At 68.4% G+C, this 21,169-nt stretch carries 11 protein-coding genes, 1 pseudogene and 1 CRISPR repeat array; of the genes and pseudogenes, 5 read left to right on the plus strand and 7 right to left on the minus strand.

Annotated elements, in window-relative coordinates:
- Positions 1–472 precede the first annotated feature (472 nt).
- Positions 473–1,040: a CRISPR direct-repeat array (repeat unit 37 nt; unit sequence GCTTCAATGAGGCCCGGGCGTTTCCGCCCGGGAAGAG).
- 230 nt (positions 1,041–1,270) lie between these two features.
- The 7 genes and pseudogenes from cas2 to cas3g form a co-directional block, all read right to left on the minus strand.
- Complete coding sequence (gene cas2, locus DS843_RS24630; RefSeq protein WP_208852312.1) at positions 1,271–1,528, minus strand: CRISPR-associated endonuclease Cas2; 258 nt, start codon at positions 1,526–1,528, stop codon at positions 1,271–1,273.
- A gap of 72 nt (positions 1,529–1,600) precedes the next feature.
- Positions 1,601–2,572: pseudogene (gene cas1 / locus DS843_RS24635) on the minus strand (CRISPR-associated endonuclease Cas1); the annotation flags it as partial.
- A gap of 18 nt (positions 2,573–2,590) precedes the next feature.
- Entirely contained in the window at positions 2,591–2,755 is a 165-nt protein-coding gene (locus tag DS843_RS31370; protein WP_167525452.1) for a PD-(D/E)XK nuclease family protein, read from the minus strand.
- Positions 2,756–2,777: 22 nt separating this feature from the next.
- Complete coding sequence (gene csb2, locus DS843_RS24640) at positions 2,778–4,481, minus strand: type I-G CRISPR-associated protein Csb2 (RefSeq protein WP_149471476.1); 1,704 nt, start codon at positions 4,479–4,481, stop codon at positions 2,778–2,780.
- A gap of 7 nt (positions 4,482–4,488) precedes the next feature.
- On the minus strand, positions 4,489–5,448 hold the full coding sequence (gene cas7g, locus DS843_RS24645) for a type I-G CRISPR-associated RAMP protein Csb1/Cas7g (protein ID WP_149471477.1): 960 nt from the start codon (positions 5,446–5,448) through the stop codon (positions 4,489–4,491).
- Positions 5,438–7,804, minus strand: a complete 2,367-nt coding sequence (gene cas8g1 / locus DS843_RS24650) for a type I-G CRISPR-associated protein Cas8g1/Csx17 (RefSeq protein ID WP_167525453.1) — start codon at positions 7,802–7,804, stop codon at positions 5,438–5,440. Before cas8g1 ends, cas7g begins: the two co-directional genes overlap by 11 nt.
- Complete coding sequence (cas3g, locus tag DS843_RS24655) at positions 7,791–10,295, minus strand: type I-G CRISPR-associated helicase/endonuclease Cas3g (protein WP_208852310.1); 2,505 nt, start codon at positions 10,293–10,295, stop codon at positions 7,791–7,793. Before cas3g ends, cas8g1 begins: the two co-directional genes overlap by 14 nt.
- Positions 10,296–11,219: 924 nt before the next feature.
- Between cas3g and DS843_RS24660 the strand changes: the two genes are divergently transcribed.
- From DS843_RS24660 to DS843_RS24680, 5 genes are all read left to right on the plus strand, one after another.
- Positions 11,220–11,456 (plus strand): hypothetical protein, encoded by a 237-nt coding sequence (locus tag DS843_RS24660; protein WP_149471479.1) that lies wholly within the window; start codon positions 11,220–11,222, stop codon positions 11,454–11,456.
- Positions 11,457–11,759: 303 nt separating this feature from the next.
- Positions 11,760–12,716: a tyrosine-type recombinase/integrase gene (locus DS843_RS24665; RefSeq protein WP_149471480.1), complete on the plus strand. Its 957-nt coding sequence runs from the start codon at positions 11,760–11,762 to the stop codon at positions 12,714–12,716.
- Between the two features lie 540 nt (positions 12,717–13,256).
- Complete coding sequence (locus DS843_RS24670; RefSeq protein WP_167525454.1) at positions 13,257–16,067, plus strand: helicase-related protein; 2,811 nt, start codon at positions 13,257–13,259, stop codon at positions 16,065–16,067.
- Positions 16,064–19,048: an Eco57I restriction-modification methylase domain-containing protein gene (locus tag DS843_RS24675; RefSeq protein WP_149471482.1), complete on the plus strand. Its 2,985-nt coding sequence runs from the start codon at positions 16,064–16,066 to the stop codon at positions 19,046–19,048. The genes DS843_RS24670 and DS843_RS24675 overlap by 4 nt, the downstream gene beginning before the upstream one ends.
- Positions 19,038–21,131, plus strand: a complete 2,094-nt coding sequence (locus DS843_RS24680) for a hypothetical protein (protein WP_149471483.1) — start codon at positions 19,038–19,040, stop codon at positions 21,129–21,131. Before DS843_RS24675 ends, DS843_RS24680 begins: the two co-directional genes overlap by 11 nt.
- The last annotated feature ends 38 nt before the right edge of the window (positions 21,132–21,169 follow it).

Genomic DNA, 21,169 nt, shown 5'->3' on the forward strand with positions numbered 1-21,169 from the left:
GACGAGCCCTTCGCCGTCGATGCCATGACCCGCACCACCCTGCAGGAGGACCTGCTGCGGCTGTGGCGGGAGACCGGGGTGTCGGTCCTGTTCGTCACCCACAACATCGACGAGGCGGTCTTCCTCGCCCAGCGGGTGGTGGTGATGGGCGCCGGGCGTCATCCGCGAGGATCTGACGGTCGATCTGCCCTATCCGCGCGACCGCGGGTCGGCGGACTGCGGCCGGGAGTACGCCCGCATCGCCGCGGCGCTGGCCCGCGGCAGCCGGAAAGCCGGCGAGACCGATGGCGAACGGCGGGCCGCGTGACCGCGACGACGGAAGGCGTGACCGGCAATCGCCGCGCCACTCCCCGGCGCCCGGCGGCGGGCGGCGTGGTGGCGTGGTGGCCCACCTCGATGTTGCCCAGCACCTTGGCCCTGGCGGCCAGGAGCACGCCGTCGCGCACCTTCGGATGGCTGTCGCCATGCTGTCGCTTCAATGAGGCCCGGGCGTTTCCGCCCGGGAAGAGCGGGAAACCACGTCCGGTTCGAGCCGAACCCGGTGGCGGAGCTTCAATGAGGCCCGGGCGTTTCCGCCCGGGAAGAGTAGGCCCTGGCGGCGGGTGGGGCGGCGTTCAGGGCGGCGAGCTTCAATGAGGCCCGGGCGTTTCCGCCCGGGAAGAGGAGAAGCTCGGCCTTTCCGTCGAGGGGCTGGCCGACAGCCTGCTTCAATGAGGCCCGGGCGTTTCCGCCCGGGAAGAGCGAAACAACATCGTCCCGCTTCCCGCTCGTACGGGGCTTCAATGAGGCCCGGGCGTTTCCGCCCGGGAAGAGGCCGCGAGATCGTTGGCTACGACCTGAGGCCGGTGGACGTGGCTTCAATGAGGCCCGGGCGTTTCCGCCCGGGAAGAGGACGTGTGGGCGTGGTCGTCCATCAACTCCAGCTCGTCGCTTCAATGAGGCCCGGGCGTTTCCGCCCGGGAAGAGGCACCTCCTGGAGGAAGGCGCCGACCCCGCCAAGGTCGCTTCAATGAGGCCCGGGCGTTTCCGCCCGGGAAGAGAGGGTAGCCTGTACCCTCCTGATTCATAGCCGAAAATCGGCTCGGATTCGAGCGGTCCGTGGAAAGTGCGGCGCGAGCCGCCGAAGGCGGTTACGTTTCGTTCTTCACGCCGTCCCAAAACCCTGCGGAATCAATGGCTCGACGCCATGCGAGCGGGTCCCGGGTTTCCGCGTGCGCTGGACCGCTCGCGCGGCACCCGGCAGTGCTGTACTCTACACGTCTCCCGCGTATCACACCACCACCGCTTCGCGCTTGATGCTTTCGAAGGGGCGGCCCAGGCTTTCCACGCGGGGGTCCACCGCGTCTGCCGGGCCGAGGTCGATGATCAGAACATGATCCTCCGACGGCTTGATGATGCCGTCCAGCCGGGCGCCCAGAGCGGCGCGGCGGCGGGGCGTCAGGCGGCATTGGAAGACCGAGAACTGCAGCCAGCGCCCATAGGCCTCCATGGCCTTGAACACCCGCCGCCCGCGCTTCTGGTCGCCGATGTCGTATAGGTCACGATGTACAGGCGTTCGTTGCCGGCCATGCGAACCTCCCTTTCCTCTTCAGAGCGGGCTTCAGCGCGGGCAGTAATGCGGGTAGCTGTCGATCTCGCCCAGCAGGTGGCGGGCGAACAGGCGGGCCTGGACGTGCAGCATGCGGCGCATGGAGATCTGGTAGCCGAAGGTCGGATGCGACGCCTCCTGGTCCAGCCGGCGCTCAAACGCCCGGATCAGCGTGCGCCGGCCGCCTGCGGTCAGGTTGCATCCCGGCCCGGCGGTGATGAAGTCGCCCGGCGCCAGCTCGCCGTTGTTCAGCGCGGTCAGCACGGTGCTGTCCGCCAGGATCGGCCGCAGCGGCTCCATGAAGTCCAGCGCCAGCGACGGGCGGCCCGGGCGGTCGGCGTGGTAGAGCCCGGCCCAAGGGTCCAGCCCGGCGATCTCCAGCGCCGTGGCGCAGGCCCGCGTCAGCAGGGCGTAGCACAGCGACAAACACGCGTTGACCGGGTCCGCCGGGGGACGGCGCGACCGCCGCTCGAACGAGAAGGCGGGCAGGTCGGCCACCTTGTCGGTGAACAGCGCGGGCAGGGCGCGGAAATAGACCGCCGCCCCCTCACCCTCCACGCCCAATAGCTCGGGCAGGCCGGCGGCCTTGGTGGCGCGGTCGGCCAGCCGCTTCAGCGTCTCCGCGGCGTGGTCGCGCTCGGCCTCGTTGCCCCGCCAGTTGCGGCGCAGGATGGTGCGTTGGTTGCGCAGCTTGGCACGCACCAGATCGCGCGCGAACAGCAACCGGCGGAAGGCGTCGGCGCGGGCGGCGTACTGGCCTTCGCGGACATGGGCGCTGCGCGGCCCCCGCGCGCCGGTGATGGCGACGAACCAGAAGCCGCTGCTCATCCAGGCGATGGGGATCTCCTCCTTGACCAGGGCGTGCAGGGCCGGGGTGGGCAGCGATACCGGGCCGGCCAGCACCAGCTCCGACACCTCGCCCACCGGCACCTCGCGGTCCGGCTCGTTCTCGGCGGAGATGACCAGCAGATCGCCCTTCCTGGCGACGCGGGCGTGGGCGCGTTAGCCCTCCTCGGTGTCGGCGTTGGCCGCCCAGGCGCCCTCCACCCACTCCAGATAGGCCAGACGCGGGCAGTAGACCCACTCGTTCACCATGCGCGCCGGCACCAGCAGGTCGGGGTCCGTCTCCGGCGGGGCGGGAAGGGGCAGGGTCAACTGGTCGGTCATCGCGGCGGCTCCATGCTGGAGGTCAGTCGTCTGGTTCTGAGTCGGCGGGCATGAACAGGCCCAAACCGAAATGGCAGGCGTAGCCGAGCGCCAGCGGCCCCTGCCACGCCTCGGGCAAGGTGATGCGCAGGAAGGTGCCGGCGGTGTCGAGCTGGGCCTCGCCTCGGTTGGCGCGGAATCGGTGGAAGTGAAGGGGGAGGCGGTCGCGCCCGTTGATCCGGATCGCCTTTTCCTCGGTCACCTCCAGCCGGTGGGCTTGGTCGGCCGGAACGATTCCCCGGCGGATCAGCAGGCGCCGCGCCTCCGCGCAGTGGCCACCGCCTTTCAGGTGCCCGGACGCAAGGAACGGGGTGGCGCTGACCCATGTGCGGCTTGTACGAAGAAACGGAACGTCGGCCTCGAAGGACTCGGGGGTGCCGAACCCTTCCAGCGCCAGTCGCCATTCCTGGCGAATGTCCGGGGCCTCGTCCTCTTCGGAGCGGCGGCCGCGCTCCCGGAGCCACAACCGCGTCACCCCGTCGAGGGCAGCGCGGGCCTGGGCATCGAAGCCGTTTCGCGCATAGACGACCACATGGTCGATGAACCCGTCCCCATCCGCGTCCTGCGGCAGCCAGAAGGCGTGGGCGTGGGCGGGATCGTCGGCCAGCGGGCGGCCGTCCGCATCCTTGCCCAGGAACACCTGCGGGGCACGGGATCGCCGCTCACCCGTTGCGGGGTCGGTGTTCCAGCCGCAACGGGCCAGCGTGGCAAGCCGCATCAGCTCGCCGATCTTCACCGCGTCCTCGATGCGCGGGCGCGGACGCCCGGCCAAGAGGAAACGGGCGACGGTGAACCCCGTCGTCTCGGCCTTGTCCGGCCGGGAAGCACGACGGCGGGGAAGGGGCGACAGCGGAACGCGGCGGTACAGCTCGTCCTTGCTGGCCGGCGGGCGGTTCCAGCCCTGGCGCTGGAAGTCCCCGGTGTCCAAGGCCAGCGCGTCGAAAAGCCGCTCCGGAAGGATGGCCGCGGTCGGGGCGATCAGCTTCGCCATGGCCTTGTCGGTGGGCGGCTTGGGCTTCGTCCAGGAGGCGAGCACCCGCGCCTCCGCCGCAGCCAGCAGACGGGCACGTTCCTTCGCATACTCGGTGGGCGGCAGCGGAGCGATGATCCGGACGGTCTCAGCCCGTTCGTCCATCTCACCGCCATCGTCCTCACCACCATCGTCCTCACTGCCATCGTCCTCACCGCTGTCGTGCGGTGCCGAGGCCCGACAATTGATGGTCCACGGTCCCTTTTCCGTGCGCACCTCGCACACGGCCCAGCTTTCAGCGCGGCCGAGATAGCCGATGCGCTCCGCCAGATGACGCAGCAGGGCGAGCGCGTCGTCCTCCAGCGTCAGGTATGGCCACTCCACGACGATGGGCTCAGCGGCCGGGAAGCGGGCGAAGGCGTCGAACACCAGTTTGGTGTCCCCGGCCGCCTGGGGCATGTAGTGCCGGCTGTGGGCGTGGACGACCGACACCGGCAGTGCGTAGTCGGGTGGCCGTTCGGCCAGACGGTCGATCAGCGCGGCAAGAGCGTCCTCGGAAAAGGCATCGCGATCCGCCTTGCGGAACCAGGTCGCGGCCAGGGCGCGCAGAATCCGCCAGGGCTCCGGCGGCCAGGCGACGTCCGCCTCGTTGACGTGGCGGCCCCAAGGCGTGGCGTGATAGCGCCCGGCCGGAAATGTGAAGACGAGCGCCAGCATGGTCCGCTCACTTGCGCCAGGTGACGGTCAGGGCCGGCGGGTCGTTGAACAGACCTTCCGCCGCCACCGCGCGGATCAGGCCGGGCAGCGCCGCTTCGAGTTCCGCCAGCGGCGGCAGGGCGAAGCCCACGGGCGCGGTCACGCGGGGATCTCCGTCCAACCCCAGGTCGCAGGCGGTGCGCAGCCGCAGGCTGCCCTCCAGGAAGCGCCGGATTTTGTAGAGCGCCAGAACCACCAGCAGCGTCTCGGCCGTCACGCCCAGACCGAAGGCGCGGATCTGCTGCAGATCCAGATTGAAGTAGGCGAAGATGTGTTCGGCGACCCATTCGTCGCGGGCGAAGGGCACGTTGCCGAAGCCCTTGGCCGTGTCGCCGCTGGGGCTGACGCTGTCGTTCTTCACGCCGCCGCTGACCGCCTCGCGCACGTTCTCCGCCTCGATGAAGGAGGACAGGGCGCGCGGCAGACGCAGACGCCCGCCAGCCAAGTCCTTCTTCGCCAGGAACAGGCCGTGCAGAAGCGCGTTGGTGTCGAGCTTCAGCACCACGCGCGCAAGCTTGCGCAGGTCGACGCGGCCCTCCTCCATCGCCGCGAGTTCGGCTTTCAGGAGTTCGAAGACCGTCCTGTCCTTGCCCTCCAGGATGTAGGGCGAATTCAGCCGGTGCGCCTCCAGCACGGAGTTGGTGAGCGGTTCGCCGTCGGCATTGATGACCTTGACCAGCGGCAGGCCCGACAGCGGCTGCTGCCAGTCGTCGGCGGTTTCGTCCCAGCACACGGTTTCCAGGCGGTTCGCCATGCTCTGGGCGCTCTCCACCAGGATCATGCGCCCGTTGCCGTCCGGTGCTGCGAAGACCGCGTGGCCGAGGTTGGGGAAGCCGGTCGGCTGGAAACGCTTGCCCTGGAGCGGCTTCAGTTCCGCCTTGATCAGCAGGCGGGGGGCGGTGGCGAGGAGGGAGAGGTCAAGCGGCATGGTCGGCGGTCTCCGGATCGGCGTTGGCGTCTGCGTTGGATTGCGGGTAGGCGCGCTCGATCACGCGATCCAACCCGTTGTCGTCGATGGGGGTGAGCAGGGCGGCGGCGAGCCGGCGGGGATCGACGGCTCCGTTCGCGAAGGTCCCGTCGCGGAACCGGCTGTCCATGAAGGGCGAAGCGATGCCCGAGGCGTGGGCGCGGAGCAGCGCATCGCGCACCGCCGGTCCCACTTCATCACCGCGAAGCAGCCGCGCGACCAGCCCCGGCGGGATGGGCAGCGCATGGTCGCGGGGAAGCAGGCTGCGCCGGCGCTCCCCGATCGTCCGTTCCTGGTGCAGCCGGTCGGCGGGTGTGAACAGCGGCTTCAGGACGGCGTAGGGCAGTGGCATGGCGGCCAAATCCCGTCCAGCCAAATCCCGTCCAGCCGAATCCTGTCCAGCCGAGGCCCGCCCAGGCGAAGACAGGCGCCACCGTCCCGGCCGCACCCAAACCAAGCCGGCCAGCAAGGCGGCGCAGCGCGCGTCGTCGAAGGAGGACGTGTCCAGGAAGGCCAGCACGGCGGAGAGCGGCGCGCCCATGGCGGCGCACAGGGGGTCGTTCACGCCCTCCTCCCGCCCGGTGCGGTCGATCAGGCGGCGGTTCAGAACGGCGATCAGGTTGCGCGTCAGGTCGCCATCGCCCCACACCACCTCCAGCCGACCGTTGCGGGTGCCGGTCTTGCGGCGCTTCTCGTCATACCACGCCGGGTCCCTTTTCAGCGGGTGGGTCAGGTCGAGCGGAGCAAAGTGCGCGGCCATGGGCAGAATCGGAGGCTCCCGCTCCGTCTCGTCTCCGGCGGCGGCGCCCGGCGGGTGCCCCAGGCTCGCCAGCGCGGCAGCCACCTGGAACTCCGGCGAATGGTCGTCGGCCTGCCCCAGCCAACGGGGCGACAGGGCCGGGGGCGGCGGCACGGATTCCCGCGCCTTCGGAGCGACGGCGAGATAGCGCGCGACCGCGCCCACCGCGATCAGCGCGGCCTGAACCGCCGGCTTCCCGGCCTCCGGTTCCGCAAGCGCGAACAGCGCGTCGTCCAGGCGCCGGGCCAGGGTGCGGGCGCGCGCCCCTTCCTCGCCCTTGCGCAGGTGCTTGCGCACCCGCTCCAGCCAGTGCCCGCTCTCCAGATCGGCGATCAGCGCCACGGTCGGTGGCGCGACGGCCTTCACCCCGCGGCGTCCGAGCGGGGTGGCGAGATAAGCCTTGCCGGCCCGCATGACGAAGCCGTAGCGCTGAAAGGTGTCGATCCCGCGCGACGTGCCGAGCGTCGCGGCGGCGCGGGCGAATTCCAGCCCGTCGCGCGCGGTGCGGCCGTTCAGCACGGCGCGGCCTTCCGCCAGGAACTGCCGGATCTCCGCCGCCGTGGCGGGACGGGACCACAGCGGCGCCCAGAATTCCGCCCGCGCGTCGTCCTCATCCTCCACCCCGATGCCGCCCCATCCGGCGCCGGTGGCCTTCACGGTGAAGGGGAAGCTGGCCCCGGACTGGCGCGCGCTTTCGTTCCGGCGGGTCAGCGCGCCGGCGAACAGCAGCGCTCCCTCGATCATCAGGACGAAGTCCCAGGGGTTCAGGTTGGGCGCGCCTTCGAATCCCGCCGTGGAGTTCGGGCCTCCCGCCGCACCGGGAGCGAACTGGCCGATGGCCGCGTCGGTCAGCCCGTCCGTCGCATCGCCGAACAGGGCGGCACGCAGCATCGGCGCGGCCTCCGGCCGGTGCGCGCCGCTTTCCGCGTCGAACAGCCCGCGGGGCGTCTTGGACGACACGAGGCGGCGCATGAAATTGTTGGTGAAGTCCAGCCGCCCGTCGTTGCCGCCGGTGCCCAGCAGGGGCGGGAACAGCAGGTCGTCGCGCGACAGGGCGAGTGCCGCGTCGATCCAGGTCAGCGCCTCGTCCGGCAATTGCCCGCGCAGGCGCAGCACGAAGGCCAGCTTCGCCTCCCCCTGCGGGCGTTCGACGAGGCCGGCGTCGGCCAGCGCCCGTTCGCATGTCTCCATCGCGGAACGCAGGCCGGCGAAGCGCACCGCCGGACTGTCCCGCAACGGCGTGAAGCCGTCGCGGTTGTCGCCCGTGAAGAAGCCGCTGCCGCCGTTCCATGGCGCCACCACCGCGCTCGGCCGGTAGTCGTTCAGGAAGAAGGCCAGCAATTCCTCGCCGCTCAGCCGGGTGCGGAGGTGGAAGGCCTCGTCCCGCCACCAGCCGGCAACGTCCTTGTCCGCCTGTTCGGCGAGCAGGCGCAGGACGCCCAGCGCTTTCAGGTATCCCGCCAGCGGAACCGGCGCGCAGCCTTTCAGGGCGTGTTCGTGCCGTTCACCGTTGCCCATGCTCGTCCTCCTGGCCAGCCCTGTCCTGTTCATCGGCGTCCTGTTCATCCGCCGAGGCGCGCCAGTCGGCGATGCGCACAAGGCTTTCCAGCCAAGCGAGACGGAAGGGCTTGCGGTCTTCCAGCAGGCGCGCGGTGCGGGCGGCCCAACTCGGTCCCGCCTCATCGCTTTCGCCCATCTCCATCAGTCCGAGCGACAGGGACACCTGGGCCGAACGGGTGCCATCGCCAAGATCGACAGCCGGCAACCCGTCTCCCTCGTGGACACCACGGGCGAAGCGGAGCACGCCGGCCGGTGCGCTTTCCTGGGGAAGGGCGCGCAGCGACAGCCGCACCTTCCCATGGTGCGCGGCGATCAGATAGGCGACCAGATCGGCCCCCTCGGCGTCCCCATTCTGGTGCAGGTAGGCGAGCGCCGAGGCCAACTCGTGCCGGAAATAGGGGCGCCCCTTCTTGCGGTCGTACAGCGACGCCTTTGCGAGAAGCGCGCCGTCCGGGCGCACGGGCTCCGTCATCCGCTCCTGGAACGCGGGATGCGCCTTGCCCACGTCGTGCCAGCGGGCGGCGGTCGCGATGGCGGCGCGTTCTTCGGGACGCAGCGGATGGCCTTCGCCCAGCGCGGCGCACAGATCCTCCGCCGCTTTTGCCACATGGACGAGATGGTCGGTCAGCGGGACCGGCCGGTCCTGGCGCGTGTCGCGCTCGTCGTCGAGGCTTTCGGTGACGGGATCGGGCGCCGTGGGTTCCGGGGCGGGAGGCGCGTCGGGAGTCGCGACCGTCTTGTCCGTGATCTCCGGCGCCAGCCCGGTTGCCGGATCGTAGCCGCCGAGCGCGGCGTCCAGCATGACGACGAGGCCCGGCCAAGGCTTGCCGTCCAGGCTTGTCCAAGTGGATTCCGTTCCTTTCGCCTGCGGGTTCAGGCGCCAGCCCTGCCGGGATTTGAGAAGCTCCTCCCCACGCCGGATCGGCACGCTGCACAGCTCGTCCGGGTGGGGCAGGGGCTGGTCGGACGGCTTCACGGTCGCGAAGTTCCGCCAGAGCACCTGGAAGTCGGTGTCCTTCGTGTCGCGGATGAAGGGGCTGACGTCGATGTCGAAACCGGTCAGGTCGGGATCGGTGTCGAACAGGTCCAGCAGGTCCTTGCGCCTTAGGACGTGCCGCACGGGCGGCGCGCGGTCCGGCGGCAGCAGGTTGGCTGGCGCGGCGTCGGGAAGGTCGGCAAGCCGGACGCGCGCCTCCGCCAAGTCCTCCGCCGCGTAGGGCACGGCCAGCTCGCCCTTGGGGTCGTCCTCCTTTGTGATGGGCAGGTCGATCCAGCGGATCTCCGCGCCGTCCTCGCACTCGCCATACCGGTTGACGCGCCCGAAGCGCTGCACCAGCGACGGCCACGGCGCCAGCTCGGTGAACAGCACGGCGGAGGACACGTCCACGCCCGCCTCGATGGCCTGGGTCGCGACGACGATGCGGTCCGGTGTGGCTTTCGAACCGGTCAGGCGCTCCAACTGCGCCTTCCGGTCCGCCGGGCGGAAGCGGCTATGGATCAGGAGCAGCCGGTCCTCGCCCTCCGTCCCCAGGCACTTCTTCAGCGCCTTGTGCACCTTCTGCGCCCGCGCCACGGTGTTCAGGATGACGATGGTGGTACGGCCGGGCCGATGCGCGTCCAGCACCTCGCCCGCCAGAGCCGTCGCGTAGGCGTCGACGTCCTTGGCGCCCGCACCCCCCGGTCGTGACGCGGCGGGGCGGACGCGCTTATGGGCATCGACCAGCAGCCGGCGGACGCGGGGATCGGCGAAGTCCTCCGGCACGTCGTCGGGCACGCGCAGGACGCGCCCGGGCTCCTTGTGATCCACGGTGACGAGCCATGCCGGGTCCAGCGTCGCCGACAGCCACAGCGACCGGGCGGGACGGGCCGTCCCCATTGCGTCCCGCAGCCCTTGCAACTGGGCCGAGGTCGCCAGCCCGGCGCCCATCGCCTGCACCTCGTCGAACACCCATTGCGCGTCGTTGTGCAGCAGGGCGAAATCGACCGGCCAGCGGAAGCGGCTCATCCCGTAGCCGCGCATCAGCGCCCGGCTCAGCAGCATGTCCTGGGTGCCGATCAGGATGGCCGGGCGTTCAGGGTGCCGCACCCAAGAGGGCGGTTCCTTCTCCCGCTCCCCGCCGCCCATCAGGACGACCACACCGCTCTCCGGGTGGGGAAGGGCATCGTGCTTGTGAGCCTCAAGATTATCGAGCCAGCCGCGCACGCGGTCGCGGGTCTGCTCCACGAGCGAGCGCATCGGCAGGCACAGCACCAGCCGCAGCGGCGTGTCCTCCCGCGCGATCCGACGCCGCCACAGCCACCCCAGCACCACCGCCGCCGTCTTGCCCATGCCCGTCGGGGCAATCAGCACCTCCGGCCAGGGTTCCAACGCCAAGCGCCGTTGGTATTCGTAGGGCGTGTGTTTCGATTCGCCCATGGCGCGGGCGAAGAAGGAGTCGAAAGAGGTCACGTCGTTACCTTTCGCGAGCCCTTACGCTGGATTGCCAACAGAATGCGAAAGGGCGCGCTGCGGCAACGGCAAGGGTTGCGAATATTGTGACCTTGTTCCATTTAAGGCGCAACCCTCGCGACGTATTCCGTCGCGAGGGTTGTGGCAACGAGGCCCTATGCGCTTCCAACCGGAGACCGTCCAGAAGCGCACGGGAGGTGGGCCGCTACTTAGTCGACACCACTGATCGAACGCTAGCTTCAAAGAGGCTCAGAGTAACGAAGAGTCCCGATGCAACTTCCATCCCTTCTTCCCCTGGGGAGAAGGTTAGGATGAGGAGGTGTCGAAGGCTTGTCCCGTGTTCGATAGCAGAATATTATCTCCCTGCCGGGCATAAACCCCTCCCCCAACCCTCTCCCCAGGGGGAGAGGGCCGTTTCACCACATCGTTACTCAAAAATCAACCTGAGCTTAAAGCGTTGAGACACAAGCTTCACCAGCAAACGCCACCTTTGCGTTGTGATGGAGAGCATGATATACAGACTGCGCCCGGCGGGTTGGCCGGACGGAGGCGTATGGGTGGGCACCGATCGAAGGCGTTTATCCATGCTTTACCTCTTTAGGTGATTGAAGCCACTGAACACCCCCCTATGGTTGGCGCCTCGGGGGTGTTTAGTGGCTTTTCGCTTTTGACGCAGAACAGCGTGTCCGTCAAGGCCCTTTTTCACTAATCGACCGCTAGAAGACGAAAATTTGATGGGGATCTGCCTTTCAGGCGGAGGGCAGAGGAATCCGAAGCAGTAATGCATTCACATGTATGTTAAGTTTGCTAACGTTTTCTCTTCAGGTTTTCTAGATCCCATTCCCTAAACCTTTTATTCATCCCACCCTATCCACCATTCCTGCACGCGCAACGCGGGGATGGGCCCATGCGGATACTGTTCGGGTGGCATCTGGAAATCCGGCTCGGGCTTGCGGGACCGGAGGTTTCTCCCGCCTTGCGCGCTTCGACCAGTGGATCGCCCGCGCCCTTACGCACGCGCCGCTGCCAGCGCTCTACCGCCGCATGGTGGAGGCGGCGACGGGCCGCCCGGTGCGCGGCTGCTTCATCCACATGCCGGTGGTCGGGACGCTGCTGGACCTGACGCGCGAGACCGAAACGGTCTCCGGTGACGCGTCGTAAAGGGAGCAACCCGCCGGTTCGGCGCGCTGGCGTGATCCAATCCGCCAGCACCCTTGCCGCAGCGGTCAGCCATGACCCTCATGGTGGAGGAACGCACTTTGCGCCTTCACCCGTGCAAGTTCCAGCCTCGCAAAGCCGTCCATGATCAAGCAAGCGTGGGCTTGGCCTTGTACGCAAAACGTTGGTCCTCTAATCATCCGGCGTCACCGTTGGCACACGAATGCATGTCTTGCGAGGAGCCATGTCCTTGCCGGGCCATGGCGTGGCGCCACGCCCTGAGCTCGTGCTCCCGGATGGTCATCCATGAATGTCGCCTCTGCCTGCGCCGATTTCCTCGCCCATTGCCGGGTCGCCAAGAACCTGTCGGCGCACAGTCTGCGCGCCTACGCCATCGACCTGAAGGAGTTCGAGCGCTTTGCCGCTCCCGGCACCTCCGTCGCCGCCATCGATCGTCAGTTGCTGCGCCGCTACCTCAGCCACCTGTTCGAGACCCGCGGCCTGAAGGAGACCAGCGTCAAGCGCCGCATCGCCTGCCTGAAGGTGATGTTCCGTTGGTTGGAACTGGATGAGGTCATTCCGATCAGCCCCTTCCACCGCTTGGACGCGCGCATCCGTCTGCCCAAGCGCCTGCCGCGCAACCTGACCGACGACGAGGTGCGCCGGCTGTGTCGTACTGCTCTGGATCGGGCGGGTCTGTCGGGCCGCATCACCGAGGCCAAGGCGCTGCGCGTCGCCAAGCGCGCCGACCCCAACGCCTTCACCGCACTGGTCGTGCTGGAGGTGCTGCTGTGCACCGGACTGCGCGTCGGCGAACTGGTGAGTATCCGCGTGCCGGACATCGACCTGATCGAGCGTGTCATCACCATCATGGGCAAGGGCAGTCGGCAGCGCCGGGTCTTCCTGCCCGACGACGAAACGGCGGCCCTGGTCTCGGCCCACTGCACGGCCACCGCGGCGCGGCGCGGCGAACACGACCGGCTCGTGGTGACGGCGTCCGGCGCCCCCGGCACGACGCAGTTCGTCCGGTCCCTCCTGCGCGAAACGGCGAGGAACGCGGGGATCGCCCGCCGGATCACCCCCCACATGCTGCGCCATACGGCGGCGACGCGCCTGCTGGAAAACGGCCTGGACATCCGTCTCGTCCAGAGACTGCTCGGTCACCAGAGCATTTCAACCACGGAGATCTACACTGCGGTCACTGATACGAGCCTGAAGGCGGCGATCGGCCGGGCCGCAGCCCGCATGAAAGGAGGTGGATAACTAAGAATTCCCAATGCGCTATCTGAGGTAGAGATTTGTGCCCGTCAGTCTAGGTATTTTTGGCTCGCACTCTGGATGCGAGTGTATGCAGTGAGCGAAAACGTCCGGCTCCCGTGTGCGCTGACAGATACACACAATTGTAAGTCATTGTTTTCGTTGCTCAGTGAATAATTCTTAGTTATCGTCTTTTGCTGCCGCAGAATCCAGCCAGGGCGCGCCGGCGGTCTCAGGGAGATTAGAGACGAAGGGCTGCATCCTTATGTATTCAACTGGCCTGGAAGACAGAAGCTATAAGAATTGTCTGAGGCATTTGCCCGTTGATCGCGGCGGGACGTGGCGTTCACGCTTTCAGAAGCCTCTGCCCGGAGCCGTTGCTTTTCCGGATTTCCAGCGCTTGCCAACTCAGAGTCGTGCACTGGCTGGCGCGGCTTGCTGCATTTCGCCACCTCCGTCGCCCATGGACGTTGACCGCTACCGGGCCGATTGGGAATGAGCGCTCCGATCGTACGGCGAGGGACGGATTATGCCGTCGGATCGCTGGTGACCGCGCGCGGCCGTGACTGGATCGTGCTTCCGCCCGATGAACCGGACGTGCTCCGCCTACGGTCGGTGACGGCCGGAGCCAGCGAGGAAATCGGCATCTTCCTGCCGATTGAGGGCGAGGGCATCCATGTCGCCCGCTTCCCCGCTCCGGGCGTTGAGACAATCGGTGACGCCGCCGGGGCGCTCACCCTGTTCGACGCGGCCCGCCTCGCATTGCGCTCTGGTGCGGCTCCGTTCCGGTCTCTGGGGCGGATCTCGGTGGTGCCGCGACCGTACCAGTTCGTGCCGCTGATCATGGCGTTGCGCCTCGATCCGGTCCGCCTGCTGCTGGCCGACGACGTGGGCGTGGGCAAGACGGTCGAGGCGGCCATGATCGCGCGCGAGGCGCTGGACCGGGGCCTGGCCAAACGCTTGGCCGTGCTGTGTCCCGCTCACCTGTGCGACCAGTGGCAGCGCGAACTGTCGGAGAAGTTCGCCATCGAAGCCGAACTGGTGATCCACTCGCGCCTCAGCCGGTTGGAGCGTTCCCTGCCGCGCCAGGACATATCGCTCTTCGCGCATCTCCAGCACTTCGTCGCCAGCATCGACCTGCTGAAGTCGGATAGGCATCGTCCGGCTTTCCTCTCCGGTGCTCCGGACCTGATCGTCGTGGACGAAGCCCACACCGCCGCCCGCCCCGGCCATGCGGGTGACCGGACGCAGCACCAGCGCTTCGAGCTGTTGCGCGCCCTGATGGAGGATTCGCGGCGGCACCTGATCCTGGTGACGGCGACGCCGCACAGCGGGGTGGAGGAGAGCTTCCGATCTCTGCTGGGCCTGCTGAAGCCGGCGCTGGAAGGCAACCCCGGCGCTCCGCTGAATCACCGGGCGGTGATGCCGCACGTCGTGCAGCGCCGAAGGAGGGACGTAGAACGCTGGCTGGGCAGCGAAACCCCGTTTCCGTCCCGCGACTCCTCGGAGATCTCGTACGATCTTTCGCGCGATTATCGCCGCCTGTTCGATGACGTGCTGGATTATTGCCGGGAGACCGTCGGTGATCCGGACGAGCCGAGCACCCGCCAGCGCGTCCGCCATTGGGCGGCCATCGCGCTGCTGCGTTGTGTGCTGTCGAGCCCCGGTGCCGCCGAGGCCGTGCTCGCCAACCGCAGCCGCCGGCTGGAGGAGGACACCGTGCCTCCCGATGCCGTGCCCGATGAACGGTACGGCGGCGAGGTTCTGGACGGCATGGCCGACGGTGCCGCCGTCGATTACGCTCCCACCGGTCCCTTGCAGGACGCCGACTGGACGGACGCGGAGCAGCGGCGTCTGACCGACTTCCTGCGCCGAGCCAAGACCCTGCGCGGCCGGGCCGGCGACCACAAGCTGGCCCGGCTGGCCGAGGCCGTGAAGGAACTGCTGAACGGCGGCTGCCGGCCCATCGTGTTCTGCCGCTTCATTCCCACGGCCCGTTATCTCGGCGAACAACTGCCGGCGCTGCTGGGCGAGGCCCGGCGGGGGCTCGACCTGCGCGTGGTCACCGGGGAGATGGGCGACGAACAGAGGCGGGAAACCATCGCGGAGTTGGCCGGCAGCGAGCGCCGCCTGCTGATCGCCACGGACTGCCTCAGCGAGGGCATCAACCTGCAGGAGCATTTCGATGCCGTCATCCATTACGACCTGCCCTGGAATCCGAACCGGCTGGAACAGCGCGAGGGCCGCGTGGACCGGTTCGGCCAACCGAAGGACAGGGTCAGGACGCTCCTGCTCTATGGGGCGGACAATCAGGTCGATCTGGTGGTGCTCGACGTTCTGATCCGCAAGGCCCGCCAGATCCGCGATACGCTCAACGTGTCGGTGCCGGTGCCCGCCGATGCCGAAAAGGTCGTGCAGACCGTGGTGGATACGGTGCTGATGCACCGGAGCCGAAGCCGAGGGCGCGCCGCCACCGTGCAGTTGGAACTGGCGTTCGACACCGGCGACATCAGCCGCCTGCACCGCGCCTGGGATGAGGCGGCTGAGCGGGAACGCCGCGACGGCGCCCATTTCGCACAAGGCGGCATCCGTCCCGACGAGGTCGCGCGCGAGATCGCGGCGACCGACGGCGTGCTGGGCGACAGCGGCGCGGTGCTCCGCTTCCTGAGCGAGGCGTCGATGCGATTCGGCGGCCAGCTCCGCACCGTCGCCGCGCCGCACATCCACGAGCTGCACGCCGGCGATCTCAGGGATGCCCTGCGCCGCGCCACCGGCGCCGACTTCCCCTGCACCATAACGCTGGACCGGCGCGCGGACCCCGACGCCCTTTACGTCGGGCGGACCCATCCGGTGGTGGCGGCCCTGTGCGAGGCCGTGCTGGGACGCACCTTCGCGCCCGATTCCGACGAACGCTTTCCCCGCGTGGGCGTGATGCGCACCGCCGAGGTCCGGCGGCGCACGGTCCTCCTGCTGGTCCGCCTGCGCTATCTGCTGCGCGAGCGCGTGCAGGAGTTCGCGGAGGAGGTGGTGCTCGCCGCCACCCAGCGCGACGACGAAGGCCGGTTGGTCTGGCTGGACCCGATCGAGTCCGCCGGCCGGGACCTGGCGGCGTCCGTCCGTCCCGCCGGCAACGTCGCGCCCGCCGAGAAGCGGGAGCAGATCGAGAGTGTGCTCGGCGATCTGACGGCGGAGCCCGGCTGGTTCGCGCCCCTGGTCGAGCGGCGGCGGGATGCCCTGGCGGAGGCGCACCGCCGTCTTCGCCGGATGGTCGACAGGGCGGCGCCCGACCTCGCCATCGAGACGTACGAGCCCGACATCCTGGGCTGCTTCGTCCTTCTGCCGGGAGGCGTGCGGTGAGCTTCGTAGCCATCACCATCGAAGGCGGGCTGCTGGCCGCCGATCTGCTGGAACGGCTGGGGGCGGCGCCGGATGGGGTGGAGGGCCAGCGCGGGCACGACTTCGGCTATTTCGGTCCTCGTCTGACCGAAGAAATTCAGGCGGCCTTCGCCGATCTGAAATCCTATTGGACGACGTTCCAGGCCCGGCGGCAGCGCGGCAGCGAGAACCTGACGGCGCTGACCCGTCAGGTGTGGGTCAGCCAGCTTCTCGGACGGCTGAGATACGAGTTGGACTTCCAGCGCTCCGCCGCCGAGATCGGTGGCGTGCGCTATCCCATTTCCCACCGCGCTGCGGCCGACATGGCCATCCTGCCGGTCCATGTGGTGTCGTGGCAGCAGGACCTGGGAAAGACCGAGGGCGGAAAGATCAGCCCGCACGCCCTGGTGCAGGAATACCTGAACCGATCCGACGCCCTGTGGGGGATCGTCACCAACGGGCGCAGGCTGCGCCTGTTGCGCGACAGCGCGCTTATCACCCGCCCTTCCTACGTCGAGTTCGACCTGGAAGCGATGCTGGACGGCAACCTCTACAACGAGTTCGTGCTGTTCTACCGGCTGATCCACCGCACCCGTCTGCCCGAGCGCATGGGCGAACAGCATCGGTGCCAGATCGAGCGCTATTACCAGCAGGGCATCGAGGAAGGCGGGCGCGTGCGCGAACGCCTGCGCGAGGGGGTGGAGAAGGCGCTGAGGATTCTCGGCACCGGCTTCCTCGACAATCCGGCGAGCGAAGGTCTGCGCGATGCGATGCGCGAAGGCCGGCTCGACCCGCTGTCCTTCTATCGGGAACTGCTGCGGCTGATCTACCGCATCCTGTTCCTGATGGTGGCGGAGGAGCGGCGGTTGCTGTTCCCCGGCGGTGCGGATGCAGCCACGCGGCGGTCGGTCTACGACCGCTGGTACAGCGTGACGGCCCTGCGCGAACGGGCCGACCGCCGCGTTCCGCGCGATCCCCACGGCGACCTGTGGGTGGGGCTGACGCAGACCTTCCGCCTGTTCCGCGAGCCGGAGGCGGCGGGGGCCTTCGGCCTCGGCGTCCTCAACGGCGAACTGTTCGGGGAGCGGTCCTGCAAGCATCTGGAAACGCAGGCGGGTATCGCCAACGACGTGCTGCTGAAGGCCATCCACGCCCTGTCCACCTTTGAGGAGGACGCCGGGCGCGGGCGTCGTGGTGTGCGCCGGCGCGTCCATTACGGTGGGCTGGACGTGGAGGAACTGGGCTCCATCTACGAAAGCCTTCTCGACTTTCACCCGCAAGTCTCGCTCGACCCCGCCGAGTTCGACCTGATTCCCGGCAGCGAGCGCAAGTCCACCGGCTCCTACTACACGCCGCCGGCCCTGGTGCGCGAACTGATCGACAGCGCCCTGGTTCCGGCGATCGGACGGCGGCTGGACGCCGCCGGCCCCGGCCGGGGCGCGCGGGAGGCGGCGCTGCTGTCCATGACCGTGTGCGATCCCGCCGCCGGGTCCGGCCATTTCGTGCTGGCGGCGGCGCGGCGCATCGGCCGCGCCCTGGCGCAGGTGCGCGGCGAGGACCGGGAGCCGTCCCCGGAGGACTACCGCCTCGCGGTGCGCGACGTGATCCGCAACTGCATCTACGCGGTGGACCGCAACCAACTGGCCGTCGATCTGTGCAAGGTCGCGCTGTGGATCGAGGGGCATTGCGCCGGCCTGCCGCTCAGCTTCCTCGACCACCGCGTGCGCTGGGGTGACAGCTTGGTCGGGGTGTTCGACCTCGCGGTGCTGGGCGGCGGGGTGCCGGACGGCGCCTATAAAACGCTTGGTGGCGATGACCCCGAGGTGGCGCGGCGGGTGAAGAGGCTGAACCGGGTCGAGCGGGACGAGCAGGATCTGTTCGTGTTCGACGCCGAACAGGTGCAAAACTCCCTGTCCGCCCGTTTCGGCGCCGTGGCCGCCGTGCGTGACGATACCGCGGATGCCGTGCACGACAAGCAGCGGCGATACAATGAAATCCGCGGCGGCGATCCGGACTGGCTGCGGCTGCGCACCGCGTGCGACCTGTGGAGCGCGGCCTTCTTCGCCCCGCTGACCGGGGAGACGGAACGCCGGGTGCCGACCACCCGCCATGTCCGCGAAGCGCTCATGGGGCAGGGGGGAGCGCCGGAGGCCGTCGCCAGGACGGCGAAGGCGCTTGCCCGCGACCTGCGTTTCTTCCACTGGCCGCTGGAGTTCCCGGAGGTGTTCAAGGCCGGCGGCTTCGACGTGGTGCTGGGCAACCCACCATGGGAGCGCATCAAGCTTCAGGAGCAGGAGTTCTTCGCCGTCCGCGATCTGGAGATCGCCCGCGCCCGCAACAAGGCCGAACGCGCGCTGCTGATCGCCAGGCTCTACGAACCGGACGCCCCGGAAGCCAAGCGGAAGCTGGGCCGGGAGTTCGACGCCGCCAAACGCGGCGCCGACGGGGCGGCCCTGTTCATCCGCGAAAGCAGCCGGTTCCCGCTGACCGCCACCGGCGACATGAACACCTACGCCCTGTTCGCGGAGATGTTTTCCAAGCTCGTGCACGCTTTTGGGCATGCCGGACTGATCGTGCCCACGGGCATTGCAACCGACGATACGACCAAAATCTTCTTTGGAAGCATCGTTTCCAGCCGCCGCTTGGAAAGTCTGATTTCCTTTGAAAATGAAGAGTTCATCTTTCCGGCGGTCCATCACGCGTACAAGTTCTCCCTCCTCACGCTTTCGGGTACGGCGAGCCCGGCCGAGGAGATGCGTTTCGCCTTCTACCTGCGCAGTCCAGAAGCCCTGTCCGATCCGCGCCGGCGGTTCACCATGACTGCCGAGGACATTGCCCGCATAAACCCGAACACCCGGAACGCCCCGGTTTTCCGCACTCGGGCCGACGCCGATCTCGTCCGGGGGATCTACGAACGCGTGCCCGTGCTGATCGCCGAGTTGGAGGACTCGGATGTCGAATAACCCGTGGGGCATCCGCTTCCTGCGCATGTTCGACATGGCCAACGACAGCGGGCTGTTCCGGACGGCCGCCGATCTCACGGCCCAGGGCGCGGTGCGGGAAGGGCCGAACTGGCGCGATTCCGGCGGGGACCTCTGGGTGCCGCTCATCGAAGCCAAGATGGTCCACCAGTTCGACCATCGTTGGGCCACCTATGACGCCGCCGGGGAAGAGACGCGCGATGTGCGGCTTGAGGAAAAGCAGGCACCGGACTTCCACATCGAACCGCGTTATTGGGTTCCCGATGACCAGGTCCGCCTGAAGACGAGCCGCGCGCCGAAAGTGGTCCGAAAGTCCTGGAAGGACAGCAAGCCCGACGCGCTGACCCTGGCCGTCTTCACATGGCTGGCCGGACACGCCATCGAACGGGACGAGGAGGATTGGGAAGCGCAGGCCTGCGGCTTGTTCGCCGAGGGCCGCCTTGCCTTGCCGGACCTGGAGGCGAACCGGGACGCCATCCGGGAATTGGGGCCAGTGCTGAACACCGAGGCCCCGCTGACCGACGCCGATCTCGACGCGATCCGGAACGCGGGCGGGTCGATTGGTGGCGTGGCGTGGAGTCTCATTGCATCGCGCGCGCCGAATTGGCTACTGGGGTGGCGGGATGTTGCGCGAAGTGTGGATATTCGAACCACGATTGCCTGCATCGTACCACGGCAGGGGGTAAACGATAAATTCCTGCTGATGTTTCCTTCCGTAGGTGCGCGTAGGGCCGCAGCCCTCTATGGCTGCATGAACAGCCTTGTGTTCGACTATATCTGCCGGCAAAAGCTGAGCGGAACGGCTTTGAAATATTTCGTCCTGAAGCAGATCGCCTGCCAGCCGCCGAGCGTGCTGGCTGACGAGGCGGCGCTGGGCTTCATAATCCCCCGCATCCTCGAACTCACCTACACGACCCACGACCTTGCTCCGTTCGCGCGCGACCTTGGTTATGACGGGGCTCCGTTCCCGTGGGAACCGGAGCGGCGCGCGCTGCTGCGGGCGGATCTGGACGCCTACTACGGCTATCTCTACGGCCTGACCCGGCGCGACCTGAACTTCATCCTGGAACCGGGTGACGTGATGGGGGCCGATTACCCGACCGAAACCTTCCGTGTCCTGAAGGAGAGCGAGGAACGGCAGTTCGGGGAGTACCGCACCAAGCGCCTCGTTCTCGCGGCCTGGGACCGGTTCGTGGAGAACGGCACCTTCGACCCGCTGCGTCTGCGCGGCCCCGAAAGCGCCGAGGCGATGCGGCGCAACCTGATGGTTGTCCGGGGCCGGGTGGAGGAACTGGAGCAGGTGCTGGCCGAATTGGTCCCCATCGTCGATGCCCAGTCCAAGCCGACGCTGTTCGTGGAGGGCGCCTCCGACGGTCCGGTGGTCGAGGCGGCGTGGTCCGTCTTCTTCCCGAACGATCCGCTGCCCTTCGCCGTGGTGTCGGCCGGAGGAACGAAGCAGATGCAGAGCCTCGCCGCGCCCGGCAAGGCCCTGCGCGACCTGCTGCACGGCCGGCTGGTCCTGGCGCTCGCCGACAACGACGGCGAGGGGCGGAACCTGTGGACCGACGGCCACCTGCACAAGGGCGGCGTCTGGAAGGCCCAGACCAACGGCGTCCACATCTGCCTGCTGAAGCCGACCGACGCGTTCCGCGCGACCATGGAGCGCTTCAACGTGCCGAAGGCGAACTGGCCCTTCACGGTGGAGACCGCCTTCCCCGTCGCCATCCGCCGTCAGGCGGAGGCGGAGGGCGCCTATGCCTTGTCGGGCGACGGGCAGCCGGATCTGTTCACCAACCCGGAACTCGCGCGCCGAATCGCCGGCATCGTCGCCCAACCGCCGGACGACGACGCCCGGTTCGACTTGCGGGCTCCCCATCCCGACTTCAAGGAACGCTTCGCCGCCTGGGTGACTCGGCCGGAACGCCGGACACGCGAGGTGTTCGCCGCCTTCGAGACCATCGTCACCGGCCTCAACGACCTGCTGGCCCGCACCGCACCGGCCACTCCAGCGGCCGCGCCGGCGCAGTCGGCGGCCCGCCGTGGCCGTGGCCGCGGCGCGGCGTGATCGACCCCCGAAGACGGCCCCTACACCTCCTCCTCTCC

The organism is Roseomonas genomospecies 6 (genome assembly GCF_008365375.1).
Lineage (GTDB): Bacteria > Pseudomonadota > Alphaproteobacteria > Azospirillales > Azospirillaceae > Azospirillum.